A 26772-nucleotide genomic window follows, 5' to 3' on the forward strand; every position below is an offset into this window, starting at 1 on the left:
CCGACTCCTACATGGAATTCGTCTGCCTGCCTGTAGGAGCTGGCTTGCCAGCGAAGGCGTCCTCGAGGGCGATGCAAGGCTTGCCGGCCTCTTCGCCGGCAAGCCGGCTCCTACATGGAATTCGTCTGCCTGCCTGTAGGAGCTGGCTTGCCAGCGAAGGCGTCTTCGAGGGCGATGCAAGGCTTGCGGGCCTCTTCGCCGGCAAGCCGGCTCCTACATGGAATTCGTCTGTCTGCCTGTAGGAGCTGGCTTGCCAGCGAAGGCGTCCTTGAGGGCGATGCAAGGCTTGCGGGCTTCTTCGCCGGCAAGCAACGCGCCGTTCAAGCCGCGGCTTCTTGCTCCTTGAGCCGGGCCTGGGCTTCCAGTTCGCGCACCAAGGGCAGTACGCGCTTGCCGAAATACTCCACCTCTTCCTGGAAATGCAGGAAGCCCGCCAGGACCAGGTCCACCCCCACTGCCTTCAAGTCGACAATCCGTTGGGCAATCTGCTGCGGGGTGCCAATCAGGTTGGTCTTGAAGCCGTCGTTGTATTGCACCAGATCCTCGAAGCTGGACTTGGCCCAGTTGCCCTCACCCTCCGGTGAGGCCTTGCCGGCCTGCTTGGCCGCATCGCCAAAGGCATTCACCGCCTCCGGATCGGCCTTGTCGATGATTTCTGCCAGCACCGCCCGGGCTTCTTCCTCGGTGTCCCGGGCGATCACAAAGGCATTCACCCCAACTTTCACCGAATGCTGGTTGGCAGCGGCCTTGGCACGGATATCGTCAACCTGGGCCTTGATGCCCTCCACGCTGTTGCCATTGGTGAAGTACCAGTCCGACACCCTGGCGGCCATGTCCCGGGCCGCCCGCGAGCTGCCGCCCTGGAAGATTTCCGGTTGCCCCAGGGGCTTGGGTTTGAGGCTGTAGTGGTCGAAGCGATAGAAGTCACCCTTGAAGGTGAAGTGGTCCTGACTCCAGATCCCGCGCAGGGACCGGATGAACTCCTCGGAGCGGCGATAGCGCTCATCGTGTTCGAGCCAGTGCTCACCGATGGCCTGGAACTCACCCTTGAACCAGCCGCTGACAATGTTCACCGCGATGCGGCCATTAGTCAGTTGATCGATGGTGGCCAGCTGCTTGGCCGCCAGGGCGGGTTGCCAGGGCCCGGGCAGGATCGCTGCGATCACCTTGAGCTTGTCGGTAGCCGCCAACAACGCGTGACTGAAGGCCACCGACTCATGCTGGTATTCGGCGCCGTAGCCGGCGGTGAAGCGGATCTGCGTCAGGGCATATTCAAAGCCCGCCGCTTCGGCGATCTGCGCCAGCTTACGGTTGTAGTCGATGCCCCAGTGGGTGCGCTGTTCGATCTTGCTCACCACCAGCCCGCCGCTGACGTTAGGCACCCAATAAGCAAATTTGACGGCTTGCTGACTCATGGTTCGGTCCTCGGGACAGGTAAAGGTGCAAGGACCAGAGCAGCAAGCGTGCCAGCGCCCGGCACCCTCGGCGCAAACCTCGCACCGACGGCTGGGCAAGGTACTGGCCGGCAGCGCTGGGCCGGGCTCGCAGCCGTTTGCCGGGGGTGCAAGGGTTGCCTCGCAGCCCCCCCCGCGAGCGCCGCTTGCAACAGCGGTTACAGGGGGCTCGAAAACTCCGCAATCAGGCGATTTGTTGATGAACTGTTGCCCGGACAACAGTTGCCAGACGCTCGCCCCCGCCCATGCCCAGGCAAACCGGCACTCGGGACTTCGGCATGCTGTGTGCAATCAGCCTCGGCACTGACTGTTTTTTCTGCCGACTGTTTTTATGCCGACCCCAGGAGCAACACCATGACCGAACATCAGGTAATCAATCCGCTGTCCGTAGGCGTCGACTACGAGGCCCTGGCCGAACGGTTCCGGCCGATCTTCCAGAAGATCGCCGCCGGTGCCGTGGAGCGCGAGCACAGCCGCAGCCTGCCCTATGAACCTATCCAGTGGCTCAAGGAGTCGGGGTTCGGCGCGCTGCGGGTGCCGGTGGAATACGGCGGCGGCGGCGCCTCCCTGCCCCAATTATTTCAACTGCTGATCGAGCTGGCCGAAGCCGATGCCAACGTGCCCCAGGCCTTGCGCGGGCACTTCGCCTTTGCCGAGGATCGCCTCAATGCTCCCCCCGGCCCGGCCCGGGACCTGTGGTTCAAGCGCTTTGTCGAGGGCGATATCGTCGGCTGCGCCTGGACTGAAATCGGCGCGGTGGAGATTGGCCAGGTCATTACCAAGGTGACGCCGGACGGCGAAAAATGGCGCCTCAACGGCGAGAAGTTCTACAGCACCGGCAGCATTTTTTCCGACTGGATCGATGTCTACGCCCAGCGCAGCGATACCGGCGGCGATGTGATCGCCGCCGTTCGTACTCGCCAGAGCGGCATCCAGCAGAGCGATGACTGGGACGGTTTTGGCCAACGCACCACCGGCAGTGGCACTTCGCGTTTTACCGACGCCGAAGTGGAGGCCGAGAACCTCATCGACTTCGCCACCCGCTTCAAGTACCAGACCGCGTTCTACCAACTGGTGCTGCTGGCGACCCTGGCCGGGATCGGCCGCGCTGCGCTACGCGACGTGGCTCACGAAGTGCGGGTGCGCAAGCGCATCTACAGCCATGGCAACGCGCAGCAGGTCAGTGCCGACGCCCAGGTGCAGCAGGTGGTGGGCGAGATTGCGGCTCTGGTGTATGCCGCCGAGGCGGCGACTGTACGAGCTGCGGCGCCGGCGCAACGGGCATACCTGGCACGCTTTGCCGGCGATGAGGTGCAGGAGCGTGAAGCCAATGTGGCCGCGGAAATCGAATCGGCCACAGCCCAGGTCGCGGTGACTGAACTGATCCAGCGCGCCACCAGCGAACTGTTCAATGCCCTGGGGGCTTCGGACATACGCCAGGGCAAGGCCCTGGACCGGCATTGGCGCAATGCGCGGACCGTGTCGTCGCACAACCCGGTGATCTACAAGGCACGGATTGTCGGTGACTGGCGTATCAACGGCAGCGAACCGCCTTTTGTCTGGCAGATCGGCAACGGCCCCCGGCGCTGACCTCAGGCCCGGCTCCTGCAATGAATCTGCGCTGTACCGTTCTGTAGGAGCTGGCTTGCCAGCGAAGGCGTTTTCTGCACGGGCGCTCGGCTCAAGCGGCATCAGACCAAGGTCGAGGCGGTCGCGCAGCGGGCGGGGTTGCGGGTAATATGGCGGTCTTTCGCGCAGCCCCCTTTGCGCTTCCCGCCGAACAATAAGCCGAATCCATGCCTTTCGAACTCAGCGTAGACCTGACCACCCTCGCCATTCTTGCCCTCGTGGCTTTCGTCGCCGGTTTCATCGACGCCATCGCCGGCGGCGGCGGGCTGCTCACCACTCCGGCCCTGCTGACCGCCGGACTGCCGCCGCACTTGGTGCTGGGCACCAACAAGCTCAGTTCGACCTTCGGTTCCGCCACTGCCAGCTTCACCTTCTATCGCCGCAAGCTGTTCCACCCCCGGCAATGGACACACGCCATTGTCGGCACGCTGGTGGGGGCACTGACCGGGGCCATCGTCGCCCATTACCTGCCGGCGGAATGGCTGAACAAGATGCTCCCGGTGATCGTCTTCGCCTGTGGCCTGTACCTGCTGTTCGGTGGCACCCCCAAGGCTCCCCTGGACAGCGATGCACCGATCAAGAAGAAGTGGCAATCGAGCCAGGGCTTCAGCCTGGGCTTCTACGACGGCGTGGCCGGGCCGGGTACCGGAGCGTTCTGGACCGTAAGCAGCCTGCTGCTCTACCCCATCGACCTGGTCAAGGCCAGCGGTGTGGCCCGCAGCATGAACTTCGTCAGCAACATTGCGGCGCTGTCGGTGTTCGTGTTCTCCGGGCAGGTGGACTGGATCATCGGCCTGAGCATGGGCCTGTCGGTGATGGTCGGGGCGTTCTTCGGCGCACGCACCGCCATCAGCGGTGGTGCCAAGTTCATTCGCCCGGTGTTCATCACCGTGGTCCTGGGGTTGACGGTGCGCCTAGCCTGGCAGCACTGGTTCAGCGTGACCTAAGCGGCGCGCCACGTAGAGGTCGATCAGGTAGCGGGCAATCGAGCGCGAGGCCGGCAACGGCGGCAGTGCGTGCACGTTGAACCACTGGGCATCCTCGATCTCGTCCTCCTGGGGGATGATCTCGCCGCCGGCGTATTCGGCATGGAAGCCCAGCATCATCGAGTGCGGGAACGGCCAGCACTGACTGCCCACGTACTGGATGTTCCTGACCTCGATGCTCACCTCCTCCCGCACTTCGCGGATCAGGCAATCCTCCGCCGACTCGCCCGGCTCGGCAAAACCCGCCAGGGTGCTGTAGACCCCGGTGACGAAGCGCGGTGAACGGGCCAGGAGAATCTCGTCGCCCCGGGTGATTAGTACGATCATGCTTGGTGAAATGCGCGGATAGGCCCGCAGATCGCAGGGTTCGCAATACATCGCTCGCTCCCCCGGCACTTGCACCATGGCCCGACCGCAACTGCCACAGAAACGATGCTCCCGGGCCCAGGTGCCGATCTGTGCGGCATAGCCCAGCACCTTGTACAGGGTGTGATCGCCCTCCAGCATGAAGGCCCGCAGGCCTTTCCAGCCGCAGCCCGGCACCTCGGCGCGGCCACTCAGCTCCAGCAGGTACACCGGCTCACCATCGAGGTGGCCAATGCCGTGCTCGGCCAGCAGCGGCAGGTCCTGGCCCTTGAGCCAGTGCCGGGGAAACAGCGCGCCGTTGTCGTCATAGAGAAAACCGTCCGGGCCGCGTGCCACGGCCCAGCCGCCGGGAAGTTCGGTATCCAGTACTGCGGTGGTCCAGCGTGCAATCATCTTCAATCAATCCAGAAATTCGGGTTTCTGTTTGCTCATATGGGCGGCGATGGCCACACGCAAGTCGTTGGACTGCAGCATGGCGGCGTTCCAGGTAGCGACATATTCCAGGCCGTCATCGATCCGGTGGTCGCGCATGTAGCTGAGCATTTCCTTGGTTCCGCTGATCGCGATCGGCGATTTGGCGGCAATCTCCCGGGCAATCTCCATGACCCCGTCCAGCAGGCTGGAGGCGTCACTGTAAGTGCGATTGACCAGGCCGATGCTGCGCGCTTCCTCGGCACCGAAGGTGCGCCCAGTGTAGGCCAGCTCACGCAGCATGCCGTCGCCGATGATACGTGGCAAACGTTGCAATGTGCCGACATCCGCCGCCATGCCGATATCGATTTCCTTGATGGAGAACTGGGCATCGTCAGCGGCATAGCGCATGTCGCAGGCACTGATCAGGTCGATGGCGCCCCCCAGGCAGTAGCCCTGGATCGCCGCCAGCACCGGCTTGCGGCAGTTGTCCACGGCAGTGAAGGAGGATTGCAGCTGGAGAATCTTGCGCCGCAGCAGACGGGCGTTACGGCCCACATCCTTGCCCAGTTCGTTGGCCACGCCGGCCAGCAGCATCAGGTCGATGCCCGAAGAGAAATGCTTGCCGGCGCCGCTGAGCACCACCACCCGCACCGCATCGGTGTCATCGATCCAGCGGAAGATCTCGACGATCTCGCTCCAGAACGCGGCGTTCATGGCATTGATCTTTTCCGGACGATTGATCTGCACATGAGCGATGTTGTCAGCGAGTTCGACGCGAAAGGCTTGGTATTCGGACATGGCAGTGATCCTTTACTGGGCGAAAAATGAGGGCCGAACTATAGCAAGTGGCGGCGCCGCCCCGTAAGGCAGCGCATTGGCCAAAAGCGGGACTGGAGCACCGGTCCCGGCGGGAGCCGGCTGGCGGGCGCACAGGGCCCTGGTCCTTTGCCGGATTGAGGGCCTCTTCGCTGGCAAGCCGGCTCCTACGGGCGTGTGCCGTGGATTCAGGCCCTGGGCGGGGGCGGCAGGCTCAGACGGAAGCGCGCGCCGCCCAGTGGCGAGGCCTCGACCGTCAGGGTGCCGTCCTGGGCTTCCAGGGCGCGGCGGCTGATGGCCAGGCCCAGGCCAAAACCACCCGTGGCGCGATCACGGCTGCGGTCCAGGCGATAGAAAGGCTCGAACACCCGTTCGCGCTCATCATCGGGAATGCCGATGCCGTCGTCGTCGACCCAGATTTCACAACCCTGCTCGCTCACCAGCACGCCCACCTGGATGCGCTTCTCGCAGTAACGGGTGGCATTGCGCAGCAGGTTCTGCAGGGCACGGGCGGTCAGCCGCGGGTCCAGGGTGAAACGCTCCAGGGCGCCGTGCAGCAGGACATCGATGACGATGTCCGATTCCAGTTCATCGTCGACGCTGCCGAGGATGCTGTCGATGAACTCGTCCAGGGACACTTCGATCTGCTCCGGCAGGCAGGCCGGGTTCTGCAGACGGCTGTAGGACAGCAGTTCCAGCACCAGTTCATCCAGTTCACGAATATGCGCCACCAGCCCCTGCAGACGCTCGCGGCTGGCGGCAGGCAAGTCGTCGGAGAGCACCAGGGCCAGGCCGAAATCCAGTCGGGTCAACGGCGTGCGCAACTCGTGGGACACCGCATTGAGCAAGTCCCGCTGCTGGTTGAGGAGTTTCTCGATATCCCCGGCCATGGTGTCGAACACATGGGCCAGGCTACCGATGTTGGAGCTGCCGGGCAGTTGCGTGCGCTCACTCAAGTGACCCTTGCCGAAGCGTTCGGCGGTGCGCTTCAAGCGCTCCAGGTCACGCCAGTGGGGCCTGACCCAAAGCAGCAGGCAGGCCAGCAGCACCGCGACGATCAGCACGTTGATGCTCCAGTACAGCAGGTTGACGTCCAGGGGGTCCGGGGGCACCACCAGCTTCACGGCCAGCTGGTCATCCAGCGGCGACACCGCCAGGGTGCGCCAGCCCCAATCCCCCAGGCGCACGACCTTCTCGCCACGTTCCAGGCGCTCACGCTCGTAAAGGCTGAAGTCCGGGTCGTCGATACGCACCAGGGCCACCTGCAGCGGGTGGAACTCCTCGTCCATTTCCTTGACCAGGGTCGGCCACTGGGCCGGCGGCAAGGCGCGGAACTGCTTGACGATCAAGCTCTGCAGGCCCCGGGACTGATCCAGGTTGTAGTCCAGGAAACGCTCGTGGAAGACCTTGATCACCAGATCGGGAATCAGGTAGATCGCCGCACTGAAGGCGACGATGGTGATCAGGTACAGCCGGATCAGGATGCGCAGCATGGGGTCAGCATTCCCACTCGGAACGGCTGAACAGATAGCCCTTGCCCCACACGGTCTTGATCTTGCGCGCCTCGCCGGCGTGGTCGTCGAACTTGCGTCGCAGCTTGGAGATGGCCACGTCCACCGAGCGATCGGTGCCGTTGAACTCGATGCCCCGCAGGCGCTGGAGGATCTGATCGCGACTCAGCACTTCACCGGCATGTCGGGCCAGCACCACCAGCAGGTTGTACTCACCGCTGGACAGTTCCACCAACTGCTCGCGCCAGGTCACGGTGCGCTCGGAGAGGTCGATGCACAGGTTGCCCATGAGGATCTGGTCGCTGGCGGTCTGGGGTTCACTCAGGCTGCTGCGGCGCAACAAGGTTCGCACTCGCGCCAACAGCACTCGCGGTTCGCAAGGTTTTGTCACATAGTCGTCGGCGCCCATTTCCAGACCCAGGACCTGATCATGGCTATCATCGCGCGCGGTCAGCATCAGGATCGGCAAAGTCGCCGAGTCGGCGCGCAACAAACGGCAGACCTGCAAACCGTCCAGCCCCGGCAACATCAGGTCGAGGATCACCAGGTCCGGCGGATTGGCCTTGGCCCGCTCCCGCACCTGATCGCCACGACTGATCACACTGACTTGATAGCCATTGCGTTCCAGATAACTGGCAATCAGTTCCGAGAGCGCGGAGTCGTCTTCGACGAGAAGAATATTGGGCATGAGCTGAGGTCTTTATTGAAGAAATACAGAGTACCGGCGTTCCTTATAGAGCACCGGGCACAACCAGCAAGGCGCCAAGGATATACAACAGCGGCAGCCCGGGCGCGCCTGCTTCACACTTTTTCACACAGCACCTACACAGCTTCACAGCGGGCCTTGACCCATGCCCTTAGCATGCCGAGGTCATTATTGGGGTATCAGCATGTCGAATAAACTCTTTGCGCCACTCTGCCTGATGGTTCTGGCAGCGGCGCTGAGCGCCTGCGGCAAAACCGAAGGCGAACAGACACCACCGACCGCCAAGGTGCGGATCGAGACGATCCAGAGCCAGGCCCTGTCCATCACCAGCGAACTCAGCGGGCGCATCGCCGCACCGCGGATCGCCGAAGTCCGTGCCCGGGTGGCCGGGGTGGTGCTGCAACGGACCTTCCGCGAAGGCTCCGACGTCAAGCAGGGCGACGTGCTGTTCCGCATCGACCCGGCGCCGTTCAAGGCTGACCTGGACAGTGCCCAGGCCAGTCTGCGCAAGGCCGAGGCCACTGCCTTCCAGGCCCAGCTGCAGGAACAGCGCTATTCCAAGCTGATCGCCGACCAGGCCATCAGTGGCCAGGAATACGACAATGCCCGGGCCGCCGCACGCCAGGCCAGCGCCGACGTCGCCGCCAACCAGGCCGCGGTACAGCGGGCCAAGCTCAACCTCGGTTATGCTACGGTTACCGCGCCGATTTCCGGCCGCGTCGGCCGCGCCCTGGTGACCGAAGGCGCCCTGGTGGGTCAGAACGAAACCACGCCCCTGGCGCTGATCCAGCAACTGAACCCGATCCACGCCGACCTGACCCAGTCCACCCGTGAGCTCAATGAACTGCGCCGCGCCTTCCGGGCCGGACAGTTGCAACAGGTGGGCAAGGACCAGGCCAAGGCCACCCTGATCCAGGACGACGGCAGCCTCTATCCGTTGCCGGGCAAACTGCTGTTCGCCGATATCAGCGTCGATCCGGGCACCGGGCAGATCATCCTGCGCAGCGAGTTCCCCAACCCGGACCTCGACCTCTTGCCCGGCAGCTTCGTGCGCGTGCGCCTGGAGCAGGCGGTCAACCAGCAGGGCATCAGCGTGCCGCAGCGAGCCATCGCGCGTGACAGCGCCGGTATCGCCCAGGTGTTGCTGGTGAATGCCGAAAACCTTGTGGTGCAACACCCGGTGCAACTGGGTGGGGTACAGAAAGACCGCTGGATCGTGACCGAAGGGCTCAAGCCCGGTGATCGCATCATCGTCGAAGGTCTGCAGCACGCCCGTCCGGGCGAGCCAGTGGAAATCGACGACACTCCCCTTCCGCTCGCCCAGAATCCTGGCCAGTAGGTAGTACGACATGCCGCAATTCTTTATTGACCGCCCGGTATTCGCCTGGGTGGTCGCCTTCTTCATCCTGTTGGGTGGCGCCCTGGCGATTCCCCAACTGCCGGTGGCGCAGTACCCCACCGTGGCGCCGCCGCAGATCGAGATCTACGCGGTCTATCCGGGCGCCTCGGCGCAGACCCTGGACGAGTCGGTGGTCAGCCTGATCGAGCAGGAACTCAACGGTGCCGACCACCTGCTGTACTTCTCCTCCCAGAGCAGCCTGGGCAGCGCCACCATCACCGCCACCTTCCAGCCCGGCACCAACCCGGAGCTGGCCCAGGTGGACGTGCAAAACCGCCTCAAGGCGGTGGAGCCGCGCCTGCCCCAGGCCGTGACCCAGCAAGGCCTGCAGGTGGAGAAAGTCTCCGCCGGCTTCCTGCTGCTGATCACCCTGACCTCCAATGACGGGCGCCTCAACGATGTGGCCCTCAGCGACTACCTGGCGCGCAACGTGATGAACGAGATCCGCCGCGTGGACGGGGTCGGCAAGGCCCAGCTGTATGGCGCCGAGCGGGCCATGCGCATCTGGCTCGACCCGCAGAAGCTGATCGGTTTCAACCTGACCCCGGCGGACGTCAATGCTGCCATCAGCGCGCAGAACGCCCAGGTGCCGGCAGGCAGCATCGGCGATCTGCCCAATCCGTCCAGCCAGGAAATCACCGCCACCATCCTGGTCAAGGGCCAGCTGACCACCCCCGAAGAGTTCGCCGACATTGTCCTGCGGGCCAATCCCGACGGCTCCACGGTGCGCATCGGCGATGTGGCGCGGGTCGAAGTCGGCAGCCAGGAATACCAGTTCGGCACACGCCTGAACGGCAAGCCCTCCACCGCGGTCGGCGTGCAGCTGTCCCCCGGGGCCAACGCGCTGAATACCGCGACCCTGATCCGGGCGAAGATGGACGAGCTGTCGCGCTACTTCCCCGCCGGCGTGGAATACAAGATCCCCTATGACACCTCGCCCTTCGTCAAGGTCTCGATCACCAAAGTGATCTACACCCTGCTGGAAGCCATGGCCCTGGTGTTCCTGGTGATGTTCCTGTTCCTGCAGAACATCCGTTACACCCTGATCCCGACCCTGGTGGTGCCGGTGGCGCTGATGGGGACCTTCGCCACCATGCTGGCCCTGGGTTTCTCCATCAACGTGCTGACCATGTTCGGCATGGTGCTGGCCATCGGCATCCTGGTGGACGATGCCATTGTGGTGGTGGAGAACGTCGAGCGGATCATGGCCACCGAGGGCCTGTCGCCCAAGGAGGCCACGCGCAAGGCCATGAAGCAGATCACCGGGGCCATCATCGGCATCACCCTGGTGCTGGTCGCGGTGTTCATTCCCATGGCCTTCATGCCCGGTTCGGTGGGGGTGATCTACCAGCAGTTCTCGCTGTCCATGGCCACCTCGATCCTGTTCTCGGCGTTCCTCGCCCTGACCCTGACCCCGGCCCTGTGCGCCACCCTGCTCAAGCCCATTGCCAAGGGCGAGCACCATGAGCGCACAGGTTTCTTCGGCTGGTTCAACCGGCGTTTCGAAAGCCTGAGCAACCGCTACGAGGGTGGCGTGAGCTATGCCCTCAAACGCACCGGTCGCTACTTGCTGATCTACGCCGCACTGCTGGCGATCATGGCGCTGCTGTTCAGCCGCCTGCCCTCCTCGTTCCTGCCGGTGGAGGACCAGGGCTACACCATCACCGATATCCAGCTGCCTCCCGGGGCCAGCCAGAACCGCACGATCAAGGTGGTGGAGCAGATCGAGGCACACAACGCCGGCGAACCGGGGGTGGGCGACAGCACCATCATCCTCGGCTTCAGCTTCTCCGGCAGTGGACAGAACGCCGCCCTGGCCTTCACCACCCTCAAGGACTGGTCGCAACGGGGCAGCGACGACTCGGCCATGGCCATCGCCGACCGCGCCAACGGCGCCCTGAGTGCGATCAAGGACGCCGTGGTGTACGCCGTACTGCCGCCGCCGATCGATGGCCTGGGCACCTCCAGCGGCTTCGAGTTCCGCCTGCAGGACCGTGGTGGCGTCGGCCACGCGGCCCTGATGCAAGCCCGAACCGAGCTGCTGAAGAATGCAGAGAAGAGCCCGATCCTGGCCAACGTCCGCGAGAGCGCCCTGGCCGAGGCACCCCAGGTACAGCTGGAAGTTGACCGCAAGCAGGCCAACGCCCTGGGCGTGTCCTTCGCCGACATTGGCAACCTGCTGTCCACCGCCCTGGGCTCGGCCTATATCAACGACTTCCCCAACCAGGGACGTATGCAGCGGGTGGTGGTCCAGGCTGAAGGCGATCAACGCAGCCAGGTCGAGGACCTGCTGCGGATGAACGTGCGCAACAGCGCCGGCAAGATGGTGCCGCTGTCAGCCTTCGTCCGCGCCACCTGGAGCCTGGGGCCGGCCCAGCTGACCCGCTACAACGGCTACCCGGCGATCGCCATTTCCGGCGAGCCGGCTCCGGGCCACAGCACCGGTGAAGCGATGCAGGAAGTCGAGCGCCTGGTGAGCCAATTGCCGGCCGGCCTGGGCCTGGAGTGGACCGGTCTGTCCTTGCAGGAACGCCTCTCAGGCAGTCAGGCGCCGCTGTTGCTGGGCCTGTCGCTGCTGATCGTGTTCCTGTGCCTGGCGGCGCTCTACGAGAGCTGGTCGATTCCAACTTCGGTGCTGCTGGTGGTGCCCCTCGGGGTGCTGGGTGCGGTGCTGGCGGTGAGCTTGCGCGGGATGCCCAACGACGTGTTCTTCAAGGTGGGCCTGATCACCATCATCGGCCTGTCGGCGAAGAACGCGATCCTGATCATCGAGTTCGCCAAGAGCCTGTACGACGAAGGCCACGACCTGATCGACGCCACGGTGCAGGCAGCACGCCTGCGTCTGCGGCCGATCGTCATGACGTCCCTGGCCTTCATCCTCGGCGTGGTGCCCCTGGCCATTGCCACCGGCGCCAGTTCCGCCAGCCAGCAGGCCATCGGTACCGGCGTGATCGGCGGCATGATCACCGCGACACTGGCGGTGATCTTCGTCCCGGTGTTCTTCGTCGTAGTCATGAAACTGGTAAGACGCGGTTCGTCCAAGAACTGAACCCAGGCACACGGGCCCCGGTTCCGGGGCCCGTTCCTTCCTTGCTTGCCACGCTGAATCCAGCCTCGAGCGTCAGTCCTGCAACAGGCTGGTCAAACGCTCACGAGAGGTCTCTGGCTCACCTTCGACAGGCTGCGCAGAAGACAGGATGGGGGTGGAATAGAGCAACAGCAGAACCACGGCCAGACGCATCACCATGCTATCGATCCTTGCTCGGGAAAGAGTCAATAATTCAGCGTCAAATTTAAACACATGGCTATGTGACACTACCAAGTAAAATTTGCCTGGTGTGTGGATTGCGTCGCAAACACCCTACCCATTTGCGTCATCAATGGCGGCGCATGCCTTGAGGGCCTATTCGCCGGCAAGCGCAACACCGCTCGGCCAGCTTCTATAGGAGAAAGGCCAGACCGAAAGGCCGCCATTTGCTTTGGCTCTGGCTACACGCCAACGGTGCCGCACGTTTACCGGCAGTGACTCCACTGGAAAGCCTCTCCCGCGCAGAGCTCAAGAGTGCTGACGACACCGATCTGCAACATATCTCCAACGCAGCGGCGATTCTGCTGCGTGACAGTTGCGACCTATTGGGAGTGATGGGCTGGCAACCGGCACCATCGGCATTGAAATTGGCGTGATCTGCGAGTTACTCCCGGAGTATGGCTGCGTAGCATCGAATGCATTCCAATCGAGGAGAAAGCAGATGACCGCGCACAATTCACCCACACGAGTGGCCCTGGTTACCGGTGCCTCTTCAGGTATGGGCAAGGCTTTCGCCAAGGCATTGCACGATGAGGGACTGGTGGTCTATGCCGTCGCTCGTCGCCTGGAACAGATGGACGATTTGCGACAGCTTGGCGTACATACGTTGCAGATGGACATCACCTGCGATGAGCAAGTACGGGCGGCCGTCGAGCGCATTCAGGGCCGGCATGGCGCAGTCGATGTATTGATCAACAATGCCGGCTTCGGTCTGTATGGCGCCATGGAAGAGACTGGCATCGATGAGGCGCGCTATCAGTTCGAGGTCAATCTGTTCGGTCTGGCGCGCCTGACTCAGCTGCTGTTACCGGCGATGCGCGAGCGGCGTGGCGGGCGGATCATCAATATTTCGTCGATGGGCGGCCGCCTCTACACGCCGCTGGGTAGTTGGTACCACGCCAGCAAACATGCCCTGGAGGGTTGGTCGGACTGCTTGCGTCTGGAACTGGGGCCCTTTGGCATCGACGTGGTGATCATCGAACCAGGAGTCATTTCCACCGAGTTTGGTGAGGTCATGGTCACCCCCCTGCTGCAGCGCTCCGGCAGTGGCGCCTACGCACCCATGGCCCGGGCTACGGCCGCCGCCACCCGGAGCAGCTATGCCAGTGGCGGTGGTTCTGATCCGCAGGTGATCAGCTCGCTGATCCTGCATGCAGTCCGTGCCCGACGCCCGAAAACGCGCTATATCGCTGGCAAATACGCACGACCGATGCTGTTCATCCGCAAGTGGTTTGGTGACCGGCTTTTCGACAAACTGGTGCTGTCGACCGTTAAGTAAGGGTACACCGTGAAACAGGCGAGTCGTTTTAGTGTCCACCGCGGCTGGAGACTGTTGATCACCGACCTGGGGCTGCAGCCGGCCGACGTCCTGGCTCTGGCCGGTTTGCCGGGAGATCTATTCAGTCGCGCCGACGCCAGCCTCACACCGGCCGATTACTTTGCCTTGTGGCGTGGCTTGGAGACAGCTGCAGGCGATCTGGAGCTGCCACTGGCGATTGCCCAGGCACTCTCGGTGGAAGTTTTTGATCCTCCGATTTTCGCCAGCCTGTGCAGCCCCAATCTGAACGTCGCCCTGCAGCGCCTGAGCGAGTTCAAACGCCTGATCGGGCCAATGCACCTGTTGCAGGAGATCACTGCCGACGCCACCACGGTCGAACTGAACTGCTACGGCTATAGCGGTGCGTTGCCGCGCGCGCTGTGTACCGCGGAGCTGGTGTTCTTCACCCAGCTGGCGCGGCTGGCTACCCGCCAGGCGATCGTGCCATTGGCTGTGACGCTGGTGCAGCCGCCACAGCAGGCCGAAGCCTATCAAGACTTCTTCGGCGTGCCTGTCAGCGCCGGCACGAGCAATCGCATCCGTTTTTGCGCCGCAGATGCGGTGCGGCCGTTTCTAACCGAGGATGTGCAGATGTGGGACTTCTTTGCGAGCAACCTGCGCCAGCGTCTGTCGATGCTGGATGCCGAGGCTGGCATCGCTGAGCGTGTGCGGGTGGCACTGCTGCAAATGCTACCCAGCGGGCTGGGTTCCATCGAGGCCGTAGCCAGTCACCTGGCCATGAGCAAACGCAGTCTGCAGCGGGCTTTGAGTGCCGAAGCCGCCAACTTCCAAGGCATTCTTGGCGCCACCCGTGCCGAGCTGGCCCGGCATTATCTGAGCAACTCGACCTTGTCGTCTGGGGAAATCGCCTTTCTCCTGGGTTTCCAGGACGGTAACTCGTTTGTCCGTGCCTTCACCGCTTGGAACGGCATCAGTCCGATACGCTATCGCAAGGCGAGTTGACGACGTTCAGTCAATCGTGACGGAGTGGGCATCCCGCCGCCCCAATTCGAAAGCGCATCTGAGACGGTTTAGAACGAATCGAGCTGACTCCTTGGCTTCTGTAGCCATAAGCAGATCAGGGCCGATCGTCTGCGTCTGGCCGAAAGCAGCCAGTTACTAACACCAGACCAACCTTTCCCCTTGCGCCCTCCCCTATGACATGGAGCAGACCTTATCGATCATAAGGTCGGCAAGCCATGCAGGCTTGGGCGCAAATCGTGTGAGGAACTCAGTGGCTACGGGGCAACGTAGATAGCGCGCTGGACATGCCAGCTGGCTAGCCAGCATAGGCGTAAAGCTAGCCGATCAGCCGTGGCTCTTGTGGTCCAGGGCGGCGTAGAAGTTGGCGCTTTGTTGCAGGTATTTCTGGGTGTAGGTGTTGGTGGAGGATTTCTTCTGGCTGATTTCCACGTTGGCACTGGCTGGCAGAACCACGCTGGCGGAAATGGCTGAGGCTGCGATCACGGAGAAGAGATTGAAGTTCATCGGTGTAACCCTCGGATTCAGTTGGCTTGCTTGCCCGTGTGGGCCGTGAAGCAAACTTACTCCCGAGGGTTGGCGGGAAAAAATTCTTTGCGGCAGTAGCCATTATCAGCGTCATTGATAGAAGCAGTCAGGCCCCGAACGACGGGGCCTGTGGCTTATTGACGCACCAGGAACTTGATGTCGCTGGGGGCTTCGAAGGGCAGTTTCTGCACCGTCTTGCCCAGGAAACCGGTCTTGGCGTCGCGTTCGATCACCACGATTTCATTGCTTTTCTGGTTGCCGATCAGCACGTAGCGGTTGCTCGGGTCCAGGCTGAACTCTCGGGGGTGATCGCCCTCCACGGAACGGCGCTGGATCTCCTTGAGCTGGCCATTGCTCTGATCGATGGCGAACACCAGCAACTGGTTGGCGGTGCCACGGTTGCTGACATAGAGGTACTGACCGTCCTTGGAGGCATGCAGGGCCGCAGCGGCCTTTTTCTCCCTGGAGCCGTTGGCCGCCAGATCCACCAGCTGACGCTGGGTCAGCTTGCCGTCCTGATAGTCGAAGACCGCCACCTGGGCGCTCATTTCCATGGTCAGGTAGGCATGTTTGCCATCGGCACTGAACAGCAAGTGACGCGGACCACTGCCCGCAGGCAACTGGACGAAGGCCGGGTCAGCCGGTACCAGCGGGTGCTCCGGATTGGCCTTGGGGTCATAGCGGTAGACAAAGATCTTGTCCGCCCCCAGGTCGTTGGCGAACACGAACCGGCCGTCCGGGGACGACACCGACGAATGCACGTGGGCCGACTGCTGGCGCTCGGGATCGACCCGGCTGGCCGGATGGCTGGTGAGTTGCACCACCGGCGACAGGTGACCGTCGGCGCTGACCGGCACCACTGCCAGGCTGCCGCCCGGGTCCACATCCACCGAATAGTTGCTGACGAACAGGTAGTTGCCGTCGGCGCTCAGGCTGGAGTGAGTGGGCTCGTTGCCCTGGCTCTGTACCTGGTTGATCAGGTTCAGTTGATGGGTCTTGGGCGCCAGGCTGTAGCTGCTGACCCGACCGATGGGGTCAACCTGCCCCGGGCTGTTTTCATTCACCGCGAAGACGAATTTCTGGTCCTTGGACAGGGTCAGCCAGGACGGGTTGGAGCTCTTCACCACTTGCAGCGGCTTGGCATCGATCTGCCCGGTACGCTCGTTGAAATGCAGGCGATACAGGCCCTGACTCTGCCCCTGGGTGTAGGAGCCCACCAGCAGTTCCTGGGTATCCGCCGGAGCGGCCTGGACCGCCATGGCGCCGACACTGCCGGCCATCAACAGCGGCCAGAAATTACGCATCTTCATGCTCACTCTCCTCTTCGTCACGGGCACTGAACGCGCTCATGCACACCAGGCGGTGCTCGCCGGAGTCACCGACCAGGGTCCAGCTCTGCAGCGCCTGATCAAAAGTCGCGGCCTGCACCTGGGCCAGGGTGAAGCTCCAGCGCTTGGCGGCGCGACCATCCATGCACTCGATCAGCAGGCGCTGCTCGTCGAGGGCGAAATCGAAGGCGTGCAGGCCGTCGATTTCCAGCATGTCGCAGGCTTCAAGGGCAGTGAGCAAGGTGTCGGTAGCAGCGGTCATAGCGATCAATCATCAATTGGAAAGGCGCAATGATAGCTGATTGGCGCAAGCGGGTTGGGCCAGCATTGCGCCGCGCAGGCGACTGTCCCAAGTACACCCTCCGCCGGGGCCGCCCGGTTCTTCAGCACCACCGGCTTTTCCCTCTGCACGCCGGGCATGAAAAAGCCGCACCCGAGGGTGCGGCTGGGTATTCACGCAACGGGATCAGTGAGCGAACAGCGAGTTGCCCTTCTGCCCCGCCAGCTTCTCCGGCTTGATCAGGAACCGCGCCAGGGCCGGCAGCAGCCACAGAGCGCCGAACATGTTCCACAGCAGCATGAAGGTCAGCATCAACCCCATGTCGGCCTGGAACTTGATCGCCGAGAAGATCCAGGTGCACACGCCGATGGCCAGGCACAGGCCGGTGAACAGCACCGCCTTACCGGTGGAGCGCAGGGTCTGGTAGTAGGCCTCCTGCAATGGCAGTCCGGCCCGCAGGAAGCTTTCCAGGCGGCTGTAGATATAGATGCCGTAGTCGACACCGATCCCCACCCCCAGCGCTACCACCGGCAAGGTCGCGACCTTGACGCCGATGCCCATGAAGGCCATCAGCGCGTTGCCCAGCACCGAAGTCAGCACCAGCGGCAGGACGATGCACAGGGTCGCCGCCCAGGAGCGGAAGGTGATCATGCACATGCCGGCCACACAGATGTACACCAGGATCAGGATGGTCAGCTCGGACTCCTTGATCACTTCGTTGGTGGCCGCCTCGATCCCGGCGTTACCGGCGGCGAGGATGAACTCCAGGCCGTCCTTGTTGTGTTCGGTGGCGAACTCCTGCACTGCATGTACCGCACGGTCCAGGGTCGCGGCCTTGTGGTCGTTGAGGAACACCAGCACCGGCGCCAGGGAGCAGTTGTTGTTGTACAGGCCGTCGGCCCGGGCGATGGAGTTGTTGAGCACGTCGGGGTTGCGCGACAGGGTTTCCCATTTCAGGTTGCCCTCGTTCATGCCCTTGATCATCTGCTTGGACACGGTCACCAGGGAGATCGCCGACTGCACGCCCTCGGTGTTCTGCATCTTCCACATCAGCTCGTCGATGGGGGCCATGGCTTCATAGCGCGAGCAGCCTTCGGACGCGGTCTTGACCATCACCACCAGCACGTCGGAGCTGGTGGAATAATTGCTGATGATGAAGTTGTTGTCCTTGTTGTAGCGCGAGTCGGGACGCAGCTCCGGTGCGCCCTGGTCGAGGTCGCCGATCTTCAGGTTCTGGCTGTACCAGAGGCCGCCGCCAAAGGCTACCAGGGCCAGGGCGATGGAGATCGGTGCCACTTTGGGACTGGCGAAGTTGGACAGCAGGCGCCAGAACGGATGCTCGCGGGACGCGTCCTTCTTGCTGCGCTCCACGGCGCGCTTGCTGATACCGACGTAGGAAATCGCTACCGGCAGCAGGATCAGGTTGGTGAACACGATCACCGCCACGCCGATGGAGGCACCGATGGCCAGCTCGCGGATCACCCCGATATCGATGATCAGCAAGGTGATGAAACCCACGGCGTCGGCGAGGATCGCGATCATCCCCGGCAGGAACAGTTGGCGGAAGGTACGCCGCGCCGCGGTCAGGGCGTTGTCGGCGTCACTGGACTGCAGGGCGATACCGTTGATCTTCTGCACCCCGTGGGAGATGCCGATGGCGAAGATCAGGAACGGCACCAGCATCGAATACGGGTCCAGGCCAAAGCCGAAGGCGTGCATCAGCCCCAACTGCCAGACCACCGCCACCAGGGTGGTGATCAGCACCGCGATGGTGCTGCGGATGCACCAGGTGAACCAGTACAGCAGCACCAGGGTGATGATGAAGGCCACGCCGAAGAACATCACCACCATGATCAGGCCATCGATCAGGTCGCCGACCTTCTTGGCGAAGCCGACAATGTGGATCTTCACATTGGGGTTCTGCGCCTCGAACTTGTCGCGGATCTTCTCTTCCAGCTGGTGGGAGAACTTCTGGTAGTCCAGGGCCAGCAGCTTGCCCTGGTCCTGAGGGTCCGGGTAGGACTCCAGCAACGGGATGTCGACGATGCTGGATTTGAAATCGTTGGCCACCAGACGCCCGACCTGGCCGGACTTGAGGACGTTGTTGCGCAACTTGTCGAGGCTTTCGGCAGAGCCGTTGTAGCTCTGGGGGATCACCTCGCCACCGGCGAAGCCTTCTTCGGTCACCTCGGTCCAGCGCACGCTGGGGCTCCACAGCGACTTGAGCCCGGAGCGATCGACGCCGGAGATGTAGAACACCTCGTCGTTGATCTGCCGCAGGGTCTCCATGTACTCCTGGGTGAAGATGTCGCCGTCGCGGGCCTCCACCGAGATGCGCACGGTATTGCCCAGGTTGGCCAGGTCGTTGCGGTGCTCCATCATCCGTTCGATGAACGGGTGCTTGAGCGGGATCATCTTTTCGAAACTGGTGGACGGGCGGATCAGGGTTGCTTGCCAGAACAGGAAAGCGCTGACCAAGAGGCAGATGAAGATCACTGCCGGGCGGTTGTTGAAAATCAGGCGTTCGAGAAAGTTCGCCTTGTCCTGGTGATGACTGCTCATGGAATTCCCCACCTTCTTATTATGTGCCCGGCTTATTTGCCGACTTCAGCGCCGGTTGCCGCAGAGACCCGTACCCCGCCCTGCCCGGCCAGGATCAGGTTGCCATTGCCGGCAGCGGCCACCGACGACAGCGAGATGCGGTCCTGGCGGTTGAACACGCTGAACGTCTGGCCGTGATCGCTGCTGCGGATCACGCTGCCGCCGTTGCCGACAATCACCAACGAGCCGTCATCGAGCAAGGTGGCACCGGACAGACCGAACTCCAGGGCGCCGCGGGCAGCGTTCAACTCCACCTGCTCCCAGGTGCTGCCGAAATCCGTGGAACGATAGAGATTGCCCCGCAGGCCGTAGACCAGCAGGGTCGCCGGCTGGCCGGTAGCGATCACGCCGAACAGCGAGCCTTCATAGGGGCCTTCGAGGCGCTCCCAGGTCTGCCCGTCATCGGTGGAGCGGAACATGCTGCCCTGCTCGCCGACGATGAACAACCCGGAACCCTTGACCTCGGCAATGGCGTTGAGGTGGAACTGGTCTTCGTTGTCCAGGCGGTCGCTGACATCCTCCCAGTGCTGGCCAGCGTCGGTGGTTTCCAGCAAGGCACCATAGGCACCGACGGCGAAGCCGCTGCGGGTGTCCTTGAACCACACATCGAGCAAGGGCGCTTCACGCTTGAGGTCCTGGAACTGCTGGCTCCAGGTGACGCCGCCATCGGTGCTGGCCAGGACCTGGGCATCATGCCCCACCGCCCAGCCGTGCTGGTCATCGACGAAATACACCGCGGTCAGCAACTGCCGGGTCGGCACCTTGGCCTGGACCCAGGATGCTCCCTGATCGTCGGAATAGAGAATGTGCCCGCGATCGCCCACCGCGACCAGGCGCTTGCCGGCGTGGACTACATCGAGCATCAGGCTTTTCGCCGCCTTGGGCGATTCGATGGAATAGACAGTATCCGCTGCGGTGGCAGCGGCCAGTACCGGTGTCGACAGCGTCACGACACCCAACAGCGAGAGCGCTGTAGCCAGCAATGCGAACGTGCGCAGTGCCGGCGGGCGGCCAACAACCACACCCATGACAGGCTCACTCATAGACCATTCCCCCATTATTATTGTCAGGTCACTTGACCTCTCAGGGCGCCTTCAGGGGTTTGCGATGCCTGGATCGATCGCGACGATCGTCCTGAAACCTGCAATCTAGAGCCCCTTCGGCTGCGGGCTATCCTATCGGGCTTTCGAAAGGTCTGACAATCAACGCCACGTTATCTTTTGTTAATCACCGCCCACAGCGAAGCCCCTGAATGCCCGGGCATTCGCTGGGCTGATCGATACTCGTATGCAGCGGGCCGTGAGTCGTTGAGACGGGTACGAAAACCTCGCCGATTTAGCTGAATGCCGCCGGCACACGACCAAAGACTGATCCAGGGCATAGGCCGCCGCTACCCGCCGTTGACTATGATGAGCGGCGTGGGTGGCGAGCCCGATGACCTTCAGGAGTGACGCATGATTGCCATACGCGAGGCGTGGAAGGCTGGCCTGCTCGGCCCCCGGCACTGGGGCCGCAATCTGGTGGCCGGGGTCATTGTCGGCGTGGTGGCGCTGCCCCTGGCCATGGCGTTTGCCATTGCCTCCGGGGTCAAGCCGGAACAGGGCATCTACACCGCCATCGTCGGTGGCCTGCTGGTGTCGCTGTTCGGCGGCAGCCGCTTGCAGATCGCCGGACCCACCGGGGCCTTTATCGTGATTCTCGCCGGGGTCACCGCCAAGTACGGAGTCGACGGCCTGCAACTGGCTACCATGATGGCCGGGATCATCCTGTTCCTGCTGGGCATCAGCCGCCTGGGCGCCTTGATCAAGTTCATTCCCGACCCGGTGATTCTCGGCTTCACCGCCGGGATCGGCGTGATCATCTGGGTCAGCCAGTGGAAAGACTTCTTTGGCCTGCCCGCCGTCCAGGGCGAACACTTCCACCAGAAGCTCTGGCACCTGCTGCAAGCCCTGCCCGACCTGCATCTGGCCACCACCTTGCTGGCCCTGCTCAGCCTGGCGCTGCTGTTGTGGGTACCGAAAATCCCGGCGCTCAAGCGCCTGCCGGCGCCGCTGGTGGCCATGATCCTGGCCACCGCCTTGCAGTCACTGTTCCAGTTCCAGGGCGTGGCCACCATCGGCAGTGCCTTTGGCGGTATTCCCCAGGGCTTGCCGACCCTGCAACTGCCCGACATCAGCCTGCCACGAATACTCGACCTGATAGGACCGGCCTTCGCCATCGCCATGCTCGGAGCCATCGAATCGCTGTTGTCGGCGGTGGTGGCCGACGGCATGGCCGGCACCCGCCATGACTCCAACCAGGAACTGATCGGCCAGGGCATCGCCAACCTGGCCACGCCGCTGTTTGGCGGGTTCGCCGCCACCGGCGCCATTGCCCGCACCGCCACCAACATCCGCAACGGCGGCAGCAGCCCGCTGGCCGGCATCACCCACGCCGTGGTGCTGGTGCTGATCATCCTGTTTCTTGCGCCACTGGCGGCGGATATCCCGTTATGCGCCCTGGCGGCGATCCTGTTCGTGGTGGCCTACAACATGAGTGAGCTGCACCACTTCAAGCGCATGGTGCAACGCGCGCCCCGGGCGGATGTGGCGATCCTGCTGTGTACCTTTGTGTTGACGGTGTTCAGTGATCTGGTGATCGCGGTGAACATCGGAGTGATCCTGGCGATGCTGCATTTCCTGCGGCGCATGGCCTCCTCGGTGGAGGTGCAGCAGGTGGTGGGAGAGGATCTGGAAAACGAACTGCGCGACAAAGGGCGCGGGCACCTGCCACCGGGGGTGCTGATCTACACCATCGAAGGACCGTTGTTCTTTGGCGCGGCAGAAACCTTTGAACGGGCCCTGGCCCAGACCCACAGCGATCCGAGGCTGCTGATCATCCGCCTCAAGCATGTGCCGTTCATGGATATCACTGGGCTGCAGACCCTGGAGGAAGTGATTGGCCAGCTGCACAAGCGTGGGATCGTGGTGAAACTGTGCGAAGCCAACCTGAAGGTTCACGCCAAGCTTGAGCGAGTGGGCATCCTGCACGCCATTGGCGCGCAGAACTATCACCGCGACTTGAGCGAAGCGTTACAGAGCGAAATCCCCCCCGCCCCCACACCACCGCCGTTCTCGTAGGGGCTGGTTTGCCAGCGAAGGCGATGCCAGGGGCGGTGCAAGGCTTGAGGGCCTCTTCGCCGGCAAGCCGGCTCCTACACGGGGTGTGCGGTAGCTTGAGCCACCGTAGAGCTGGCTTGCCAGCGAAGGCGATGCCGGGGCGGTACAAGGCTTGAGGGCCGCTTCGCCGGCAAGCCGGCTCCTACGAGGGGGCGGTGCTTGGGTCACCGTAGGAGCTGGCTTGCCAGCGAAGGCGATGCCGGGGGCGATACAAGCCTCAGGCGAGGCTTTTGCTCACCACTTCAAAGACATCGCTGGAGAGCTCGCCGGAGGCGCGGATGCGCTCCAGTTCGCCTTTCATCAACGCCTGGCGGGCGCTGTCGTATTTGCGCCAGCGAGTCAGCGGCGCCAGTTGCCGCGAGGCAATCTGCGGGTTGAAGCCGTTGAGCTGGATCACCAGATCCGCCAGGAAGCGATAACCCGAGCCGTCGGCCGCGTGGAAGTTGATCAGGTTCTGCCCGGCAAACGCCCCCACCAATGCCCGCACCTTGTTCGGGTTCTTGAGGTTGAACGCCGGGTGCTGCATCAGCGCCTGGACCCGCGCCAGACCGCCCGGCAACGGACTGCCGGCCTGGACGCTGAACCACTGGTCCATGACCAGGGCATTGTCCTTGAAGTTCTCGGCGAACACTGCCAGGGCCTGGGCCTTCTCGGCCTCGAACGGCGAGTTGACCAGGACCGCCAGGGCGGTGAGACGCTCGGTCATGTTGTCGGCGCTGTCGAACTGTTCGATGGCCACCGCCAGCACTTCGGGCTTGCGGGTCAACATCAGGTACGACAGGGCAATGTTCTGCAACGCACGACGGGCGAAGTGCTCGGACTCGGCCACATAGGCCGTGGCCTTGGACACTGCCCGGTTGGCCTGATAACGCTTCCATAGCGCGTCAAACAGGCTGTCAGCCAGTTGCTGACGGGCAAACTCGCGAGCCGCGTGGATCGCCTCGACATCCGCCACTTCGCTGATTTCGGTCAGATAGGCCTCGCCCGGCAGGGACAGCATCTCCGCGACCATGGCCTGGTCCAGGCTGTCATCCGCCAGCACGGTGCCCAGGGCGGTCACCAGACGTTCGTCCATCACCAGTGCCTGACCCTGCTGATGCTGGGCGATCAGTTCTTGCAACACTTGCACGGCCAACTGCTGACCGGCGTCCCAACGGTTGAAACCGTCGCTGTCGTGCTGCATGAGGAACATCAGTTGATCGCGGTTGTAAGGGAAGCTCAGCTTCACCGGCGCCGAGAAGCCCCGCAGCAGCGACGGCAGCGGGTGTTCAGCAATATCGACAAAGGTGAAGGTCTGCTCGGCCTCGGTCACCGAGATCACCCGGGAAGTCCCCTGGGCGGCGCTTTCGCCGGACAGGCGCAAGGCGATGCCTGCCCCTTTGGAGTCCAGCAGGCCCAGTTCCACCGGGATCACGAACGGCAGTTTTTCCACCTTGTCCGGGGTTTGCGGGCAGCTCTGGCGGAAGGTCAGGCTGTAGGTCTTGGCGGCGGCGTCGTAGGACTCGCTCACCGCCAGCCGTGGCGTACCGGCCTGGCTGTACCAGCGCTTGAACTGGGTCAGATCGACGCCATTGGCGTCTTCCATGGCCTTGACGAAGTCGTCGCAGGTCACGGCCTGACCGTCATGGCGCTCGAAGTACAGGTCGCTGCCCTTACGGAAGCCGGCAGCCCCGAGCAAAGTGTGGATCATGCCCACCACTTCCGAGCCCTTTTCGTACACGGTCAGGGTGTAGAAGTTGGAAATCTCGATAAAGCTTTCCGGGCGCACGGCATGGGCCATGGGGCCGGCGTCTTCGGCGAACTGGTGGGTCCGCAGGTAGGCCACGTCCTGAATGCGCTTGACGGTGCGCGAGTTCATGTCCGAGGAGAAACCGGCATCGCGGAACACTGTGAAACCTTCCTTGAGCGACAGCTGGAACCAGTCGCGGCAGGTCACGCGGTTGCCCGACCAGTTGTGGAAGTATTCGTGGGCGACAATGGCCTCGACCCGCTGGTGGGCGGCGTCGGTGGCGGTTTCGGCGCGGGCCAGCACGGCGCTGGAGTTGAAGATGTTCAGGCCCTTGTTTTCCATGGCGCCCATGTTGAAGTCGTTCACCGCGACGATCATGAAGATGTCCAGGTCGTACTCGCGGCCGTAGGTTTCTTCGTCCCAGCGCATGGACTTCTTCAGGCTGTTCATGGCGTGCTGGCACTTGTCGATGTTTTCCGGCTCGACATAGATACGCAGCGCCACATCGCGGCCGCTCTGGGTGCGGAAGCTGTCTTCGACGCACCACAGGTCACCGGCCACCAGGGCGAACAGGTAGGCCGGCTTCATGAACGGGTCTTCCCAGGTCGCCCAGTGCCGGCCGTCTTCACCGGGGCCGCTGGCGATCGGGTTACCGTTGGAGAGCAATACCGGATAGCTGTGCTGCTCGGCCACCACGGTGGTGGTGAACTTGCTCATCACATCCGGGCGATCGAGGTAATAGGTGATCTTGCGAAAGCCTTCGGCCTCGCACTGGGTGCAGAACATGCCGCTGGACTTGTACAGGCCTTCCAGGGCGGTGTTGCTTTCCGGGTGGATCTTCACACTGGTATCCAGGGTGAAGCTGGCACTGGTGGGGTGCAGGGTCAGGTGGCTGTCGTCGAGCTGGTAGTCATCAGCACTCAGTTGCTGATCGGCGAGGCTCACCGACAGCAGTTCCAGCTGCTGGCCATCCAGCACCAGCGGTGGCAGCCCGGCGCCACGAGCCGGATTGCGCCGCATCACCAGCTGCGCATGGACCAGGCTGTGGTCCTCGAACAACTCGAAGGTCAGGTGGGTCTCGTCGATCAGGTACTCGGGGGCCTGATAGTCCTTCAGGTAGATCATCTTCGGTTGATCGGTGCGCATGACGAATTCCTTCTACTGATGCACGGCGAGCTGGTAGGCCGTGTACTTACGAATGTTGATCACGCCGGTGTCGAAGATCAGGTACTGGCCCTTGATCCCCAGCAGCGTGCCTTCGGCAATCGGGTTCTTGTCCAGGTTGAAGCTGACGATCTTGGCCGGGTACTGCTCGACCGGATAACGCATCTCCAGAGGCTCGATATCACGCACCGGCTGGATGGCCTGCAGGCCAAAACGTTCCTGCAGGGCCAGCAGGCCCTCGGCGCAGGATTCGAACAGTTGCTCGCGCACCTGGACCAGGTCCACCGCCACCGCATCGCCCTTGAGCAAGGCGCGCCAGTTGGTCTTGTCGGCCACCTGGGAACGGAACAGGTCCTCGACGAAGCCCGATTGCTGGCGGGTCGCCACGCGCATGATTGGCAGCGCCTGGCTGGCGCCCTGGTCAAGCCAGCGGGTGGGCAACTGGGTGGCACGGGTGATGCCGACCTTGATCCCCGAGGAGTTGGCCAAATAGACCACATGATCGGTCATGCAGAACTGCTCGCCCCAGGACGGCTCGCGGCAGGTGCCGGCGTCGTAGTGGCAGCGTTCCGGACTCATGATGCAGATATCGCACTGGGCCAGCTTGGTCATGCAGGGATAGCAGTAGCCTTGGCTGAAACTGGTCTTGGTCTTGCGTCCGCAGTGGGTGCAGTGGATCGCCCCCAGGTATTCCAGGCGCACCTGGGTGCCGATCATGGGATTGACCGGCACCTCGGTGTCACCCAGGCGAAAAGCGTACTGAACATTCGGCCCGTCCAGGCGTGCCGACATTTTGCTGATGGAACCGCGGCCAATCTCGATCAATGGATGGCATCCGACTTGAACAGGATGTTCGGCACAGGCGCCGACTTCGAGGCGCATTCCTGCGGGCCCATGTAGCCGGTACGTTGTTCCTCGGGCAGGTTGTGCATTTCCCAGGCGATCATCGCCTGCAGGGACAGTTCGCGCTGCTCGGCGGTGAGCTTGCGGCCATCGGACCATTTGCCGATCTCTACCGCCAGTTTCAGGCTCTGGTAGATCTCGGGGGTGATGTTTTCGATCATTTCGACAAAGGACGACATACAAGACTCCAGCAT

22 protein-coding genes are annotated in these 26772 nt (G+C 63.0%); 8 read left to right on the plus strand and 14 right to left on the minus strand.

Annotation, left to right across the window (positions count from 1 at the left end; translation table 11 throughout):
- Window positions 1-320: 320 nt before the first annotated feature.
- Window positions 321-1415 carry a dimethylsulfone monooxygenase SfnG gene (sfnG, locus tag FW796_RS20940; RefSeq protein ID WP_446439941.1) on the minus strand — a complete coding sequence of 365 codons (1095 nt, stop codon included), beginning with the start codon at window positions 1413-1415 and terminating at the stop codon, window positions 321-323.
- Between the two features lie 393 nt (window positions 1416-1808).
- On the opposite strand from sfnG, the gene FW796_RS20945 reads away from it, so the two are divergent.
- Together FW796_RS20945 and FW796_RS20950 are read left to right on the plus strand one after the other, a co-directional pair.
- Window positions 1809-3044: an acyl-CoA dehydrogenase family protein gene (locus FW796_RS20945; RefSeq protein WP_346632800.1), complete on the plus strand. Its 1236-nt coding sequence runs from the start codon at window positions 1809-1811 to the stop codon at window positions 3042-3044.
- A gap of 206 nt (window positions 3045-3250) precedes the next feature.
- The gene (locus FW796_RS20950; RefSeq protein WP_346632799.1) at window positions 3251-4030 is read left to right on the plus strand and encodes a TSUP family transporter; all 780 of its coding nucleotides are present in this window, start codon (window positions 3251-3253) and stop codon (window positions 4028-4030) included.
- On the opposite strand, the gene nudC is transcribed toward FW796_RS20950, so the two are convergent.
- The 4 genes from nudC to FW796_RS20970 all read right to left on the minus strand — a co-directional run bounded on the left by nudC (window position 3998) and on the right by FW796_RS20970 (window position 7864).
- Window positions 3998-4828 (minus strand): NAD(+) diphosphatase, encoded by an 831-nt coding sequence (nudC, locus tag FW796_RS20955; RefSeq protein ID WP_346632798.1) that lies wholly within the window; start codon window positions 4826-4828, stop codon window positions 3998-4000. The genes FW796_RS20950 and nudC overlap by 33 nt on opposite strands.
- 6 nt (window positions 4829-4834) lie before the next feature.
- Window positions 4835-5647 (minus strand): crotonase/enoyl-CoA hydratase family protein, encoded by an 813-nt coding sequence (locus FW796_RS20960; protein ID WP_346632797.1) that lies wholly within the window; start codon window positions 5645-5647, stop codon window positions 4835-4837.
- A gap of 206 nt (window positions 5648-5853) precedes the next feature.
- Entirely contained in the window at window positions 5854-7158 is a 1305-nt protein-coding gene (locus FW796_RS20965; protein WP_346632795.1) for an ATP-binding protein, read from the minus strand.
- A gap of 4 nt (window positions 7159-7162) precedes the next feature.
- The gene (locus FW796_RS20970; protein ID WP_221808158.1) at window positions 7163-7864 is read right to left on the minus strand and encodes a response regulator transcription factor; all 702 of its coding nucleotides are present in this window, start codon (window positions 7862-7864) and stop codon (window positions 7163-7165) included.
- A gap of 202 nt (window positions 7865-8066) precedes the next feature.
- Between FW796_RS20970 and FW796_RS20975 the strand changes: the two genes are divergently transcribed.
- A complete protein-coding gene (locus FW796_RS20975; protein WP_404939717.1) occupies window positions 8067-9221 on the plus strand; it encodes an efflux RND transporter periplasmic adaptor subunit in 1155 nt (384 codons plus the stop codon).
- Window positions 9222-9231: 10 nt separating this feature from the next.
- Window positions 9232-12330, plus strand: coding sequence for an efflux RND transporter permease subunit (locus FW796_RS20980; RefSeq protein WP_346632793.1), 3099 nt, complete (start codon window positions 9232-9234; stop codon window positions 12328-12330).
- A gap of 72 nt (window positions 12331-12402) precedes the next feature.
- On the opposite strand, the gene FW796_RS20985 is transcribed toward FW796_RS20980, so the two are convergent.
- Window positions 12403-12528: a hypothetical protein gene (locus FW796_RS20985; protein WP_256674552.1), complete on the minus strand. Its 126-nt coding sequence runs from the start codon at window positions 12526-12528 to the stop codon at window positions 12403-12405.
- A gap of 275 nt (window positions 12529-12803) precedes the next feature.
- Between FW796_RS20985 and FW796_RS20990 the strand changes: the two genes are divergently transcribed.
- The 3 genes from FW796_RS20990 to FW796_RS21000 all read left to right on the plus strand — a co-directional run bounded on the left by FW796_RS20990 (window position 12804) and on the right by FW796_RS21000 (window position 14869).
- A complete protein-coding gene (locus FW796_RS20990; protein WP_446439942.1) occupies window positions 12804-12965 on the plus strand; it encodes a hypothetical protein in 162 nt (53 codons plus the stop codon).
- Between the two features lie 65 nt (window positions 12966-13030).
- A complete protein-coding gene (locus FW796_RS20995; protein WP_446439943.1) occupies window positions 13031-13867 on the plus strand; it encodes an oxidoreductase in 837 nt (278 codons plus the stop codon).
- Between the two features lie 9 nt (window positions 13868-13876).
- Window positions 13877-14869: an AraC family transcriptional regulator ligand-binding domain-containing protein gene (locus FW796_RS21000; RefSeq protein ID WP_446439944.1), complete on the plus strand. Its 993-nt coding sequence runs from the start codon at window positions 13877-13879 to the stop codon at window positions 14867-14869.
- Between the two features lie 345 nt (window positions 14870-15214).
- Here the strand turns inward: FW796_RS21000 and FW796_RS21005 are convergent, their stop codons facing one another.
- The 5 genes from FW796_RS21005 to FW796_RS21025 form a co-directional block, all read right to left on the minus strand.
- Complete coding sequence (locus FW796_RS21005; RefSeq protein ID WP_346632789.1) at window positions 15215-15394, minus strand: hypothetical protein; 180 nt, start codon at window positions 15392-15394, stop codon at window positions 15215-15217.
- Window positions 15395-15549: 155 nt separating this feature from the next.
- Window positions 15550-16725 (minus strand): lactonase family protein, encoded by a 1176-nt coding sequence (locus FW796_RS21010; protein WP_346632788.1) that lies wholly within the window; start codon window positions 16723-16725, stop codon window positions 15550-15552.
- The gene (locus FW796_RS21015) at window positions 16712-17005 is read right to left on the minus strand and encodes a DUF5629 family protein (RefSeq protein WP_346632787.1); all 294 of its coding nucleotides are present in this window, start codon (window positions 17003-17005) and stop codon (window positions 16712-16714) included. Before FW796_RS21015 ends, FW796_RS21010 begins: the two co-directional genes overlap by 14 nt.
- A gap of 204 nt (window positions 17006-17209) precedes the next feature.
- Entirely contained in the window at window positions 17210-19585 is a 2376-nt protein-coding gene (locus FW796_RS21020) for an efflux RND transporter permease subunit (RefSeq protein WP_346632786.1), read from the minus strand.
- Window positions 19586-19617: 32 nt separating this feature from the next.
- Window positions 19618-20667, minus strand: a complete 1050-nt coding sequence (locus FW796_RS21025; RefSeq protein ID WP_346632785.1) for a WD40/YVTN/BNR-like repeat-containing protein — start codon at window positions 20665-20667, stop codon at window positions 19618-19620.
- 411 nt (window positions 20668-21078) lie between these two features.
- Between FW796_RS21025 and FW796_RS21030 the strand changes: the two genes are divergently transcribed.
- A complete protein-coding gene (locus tag FW796_RS21030) occupies window positions 21079-22743 on the plus strand; it encodes a SulP family inorganic anion transporter (protein ID WP_346632784.1) in 1665 nt (554 codons plus the stop codon).
- Window positions 22744-22999: 256 nt separating this feature from the next.
- Here FW796_RS21030 and pepN read toward each other — a convergent pair whose 3' ends face one another.
- Genes pepN through FW796_RS21045 form a run of 3 tightly spaced genes read right to left on the minus strand, consistent with a single transcriptional unit; the run spans window position 23000 to window position 26757 of the window.
- Window positions 23000-25657 carry an aminopeptidase N gene (pepN, locus tag FW796_RS21035; RefSeq protein WP_446439945.1) on the minus strand — a complete coding sequence of 886 codons (2658 nt, stop codon included), beginning with the start codon at window positions 25655-25657 and terminating at the stop codon, window positions 23000-23002.
- Window positions 25658-25669: 12 nt separating this feature from the next.
- Window positions 25670-26500 carry a DUF2797 domain-containing protein gene (locus FW796_RS21040; RefSeq protein WP_346632782.1) on the minus strand — a complete coding sequence of 277 codons (831 nt, stop codon included), beginning with the start codon at window positions 26498-26500 and terminating at the stop codon, window positions 25670-25672.
- Window positions 26497-26757 carry a YeaC family protein gene (locus tag FW796_RS21045; RefSeq protein WP_346632781.1) on the minus strand — a complete coding sequence of 87 codons (261 nt, stop codon included), beginning with the start codon at window positions 26755-26757 and terminating at the stop codon, window positions 26497-26499. Before FW796_RS21045 ends, FW796_RS21040 begins: the two co-directional genes overlap by 4 nt.
- Window positions 26758-26772 lie beyond the last annotated feature (15 nt).

This window comes from Pseudomonas sp. 910_21, assembly GCF_052850735.1.

Coding starts and splice junctions, on each gene's coding strand:
- sfnG (WP_446439941.1), bottom strand. CDS start 1,415: ATGAGTCAGCAAGCCGTCAAATTTGCTTATTGGGTGCCTAACGTCAGC.
- FW796_RS20945 (WP_346632800.1), top strand. CDS start 1,809: ATGACCGAACATCAGGTAATCAATCCGCTGTCCGTAGGCGTCGACTAC.
- FW796_RS20950 (WP_346632799.1), top strand. CDS start 3,251: ATGCCTTTCGAACTCAGCGTAGACCTGACCACCCTCGCCATTCTTGCC.
- nudC (WP_346632798.1), bottom strand. CDS start 4,828: ATGATTGCACGCTGGACCACCGCAGTACTGGATACCGAACTTCCCGGC.
- FW796_RS20960 (WP_346632797.1), bottom strand. CDS start 5,647: ATGTCCGAATACCAAGCCTTTCGCGTCGAACTCGCTGACAACATCGCT.
- FW796_RS20965 (WP_346632795.1), bottom strand. CDS start 7,158: ATGCTGCGCATCCTGATCCGGCTGTACCTGATCACCATCGTCGCCTTC.
- FW796_RS20970 (WP_221808158.1), bottom strand. CDS start 7,864: ATGCCCAATATTCTTCTCGTCGAAGACGACTCCGCGCTCTCGGAACTG.
- FW796_RS20975 (WP_404939717.1), top strand. CDS start 8,067: ATGTCGAATAAACTCTTTGCGCCACTCTGCCTGATGGTTCTGGCAGCG.
- FW796_RS20980 (WP_346632793.1), top strand. CDS start 9,232: ATGCCGCAATTCTTTATTGACCGCCCGGTATTCGCCTGGGTGGTCGCC.
- FW796_RS20985 (WP_256674552.1), bottom strand. CDS start 12,528: ATGGTGATGCGTCTGGCCGTGGTTCTGCTGTTGCTCTATTCCACCCCC.
- FW796_RS20995 (WP_446439943.1), top strand. CDS start 13,031: ATGACCGCGCACAATTCACCCACACGAGTGGCCCTGGTTACCGGTGCC.
- FW796_RS21005 (WP_346632789.1), bottom strand. CDS start 15,394: ATGAACTTCAATCTCTTCTCCGTGATCGCAGCCTCAGCCATTTCCGCC.
- FW796_RS21010 (WP_346632788.1), bottom strand. CDS start 16,725: ATGAAGATGCGTAATTTCTGGCCGCTGTTGATGGCCGGCAGTGTCGGC.
- FW796_RS21015 (WP_346632787.1), bottom strand. CDS start 17,005: ATGACCGCTGCTACCGACACCTTGCTCACTGCCCTTGAAGCCTGCGAC.
- FW796_RS21020 (WP_346632786.1), bottom strand. CDS start 19,585: ATGAGCAGTCATCACCAGGACAAGGCGAACTTTCTCGAACGCCTGATT.
- FW796_RS21025 (WP_346632785.1), bottom strand. CDS start 20,667: ATGAGTGAGCCTGTCATGGGTGTGGTTGTTGGCCGCCCGCCGGCACTG.
- FW796_RS21030 (WP_346632784.1), top strand. CDS start 21,079: ATGATTGCCATACGCGAGGCGTGGAAGGCTGGCCTGCTCGGCCCCCGG.
- pepN (WP_446439945.1), bottom strand. CDS start 25,657: ATGCGCACCGATCAACCGAAGATGATCTACCTGAAGGACTATCAGGCC.
- FW796_RS21045 (WP_346632781.1), bottom strand. CDS start 26,757: ATGTCGTCCTTTGTCGAAATGATCGAAAACATCACCCCCGAGATCTAC.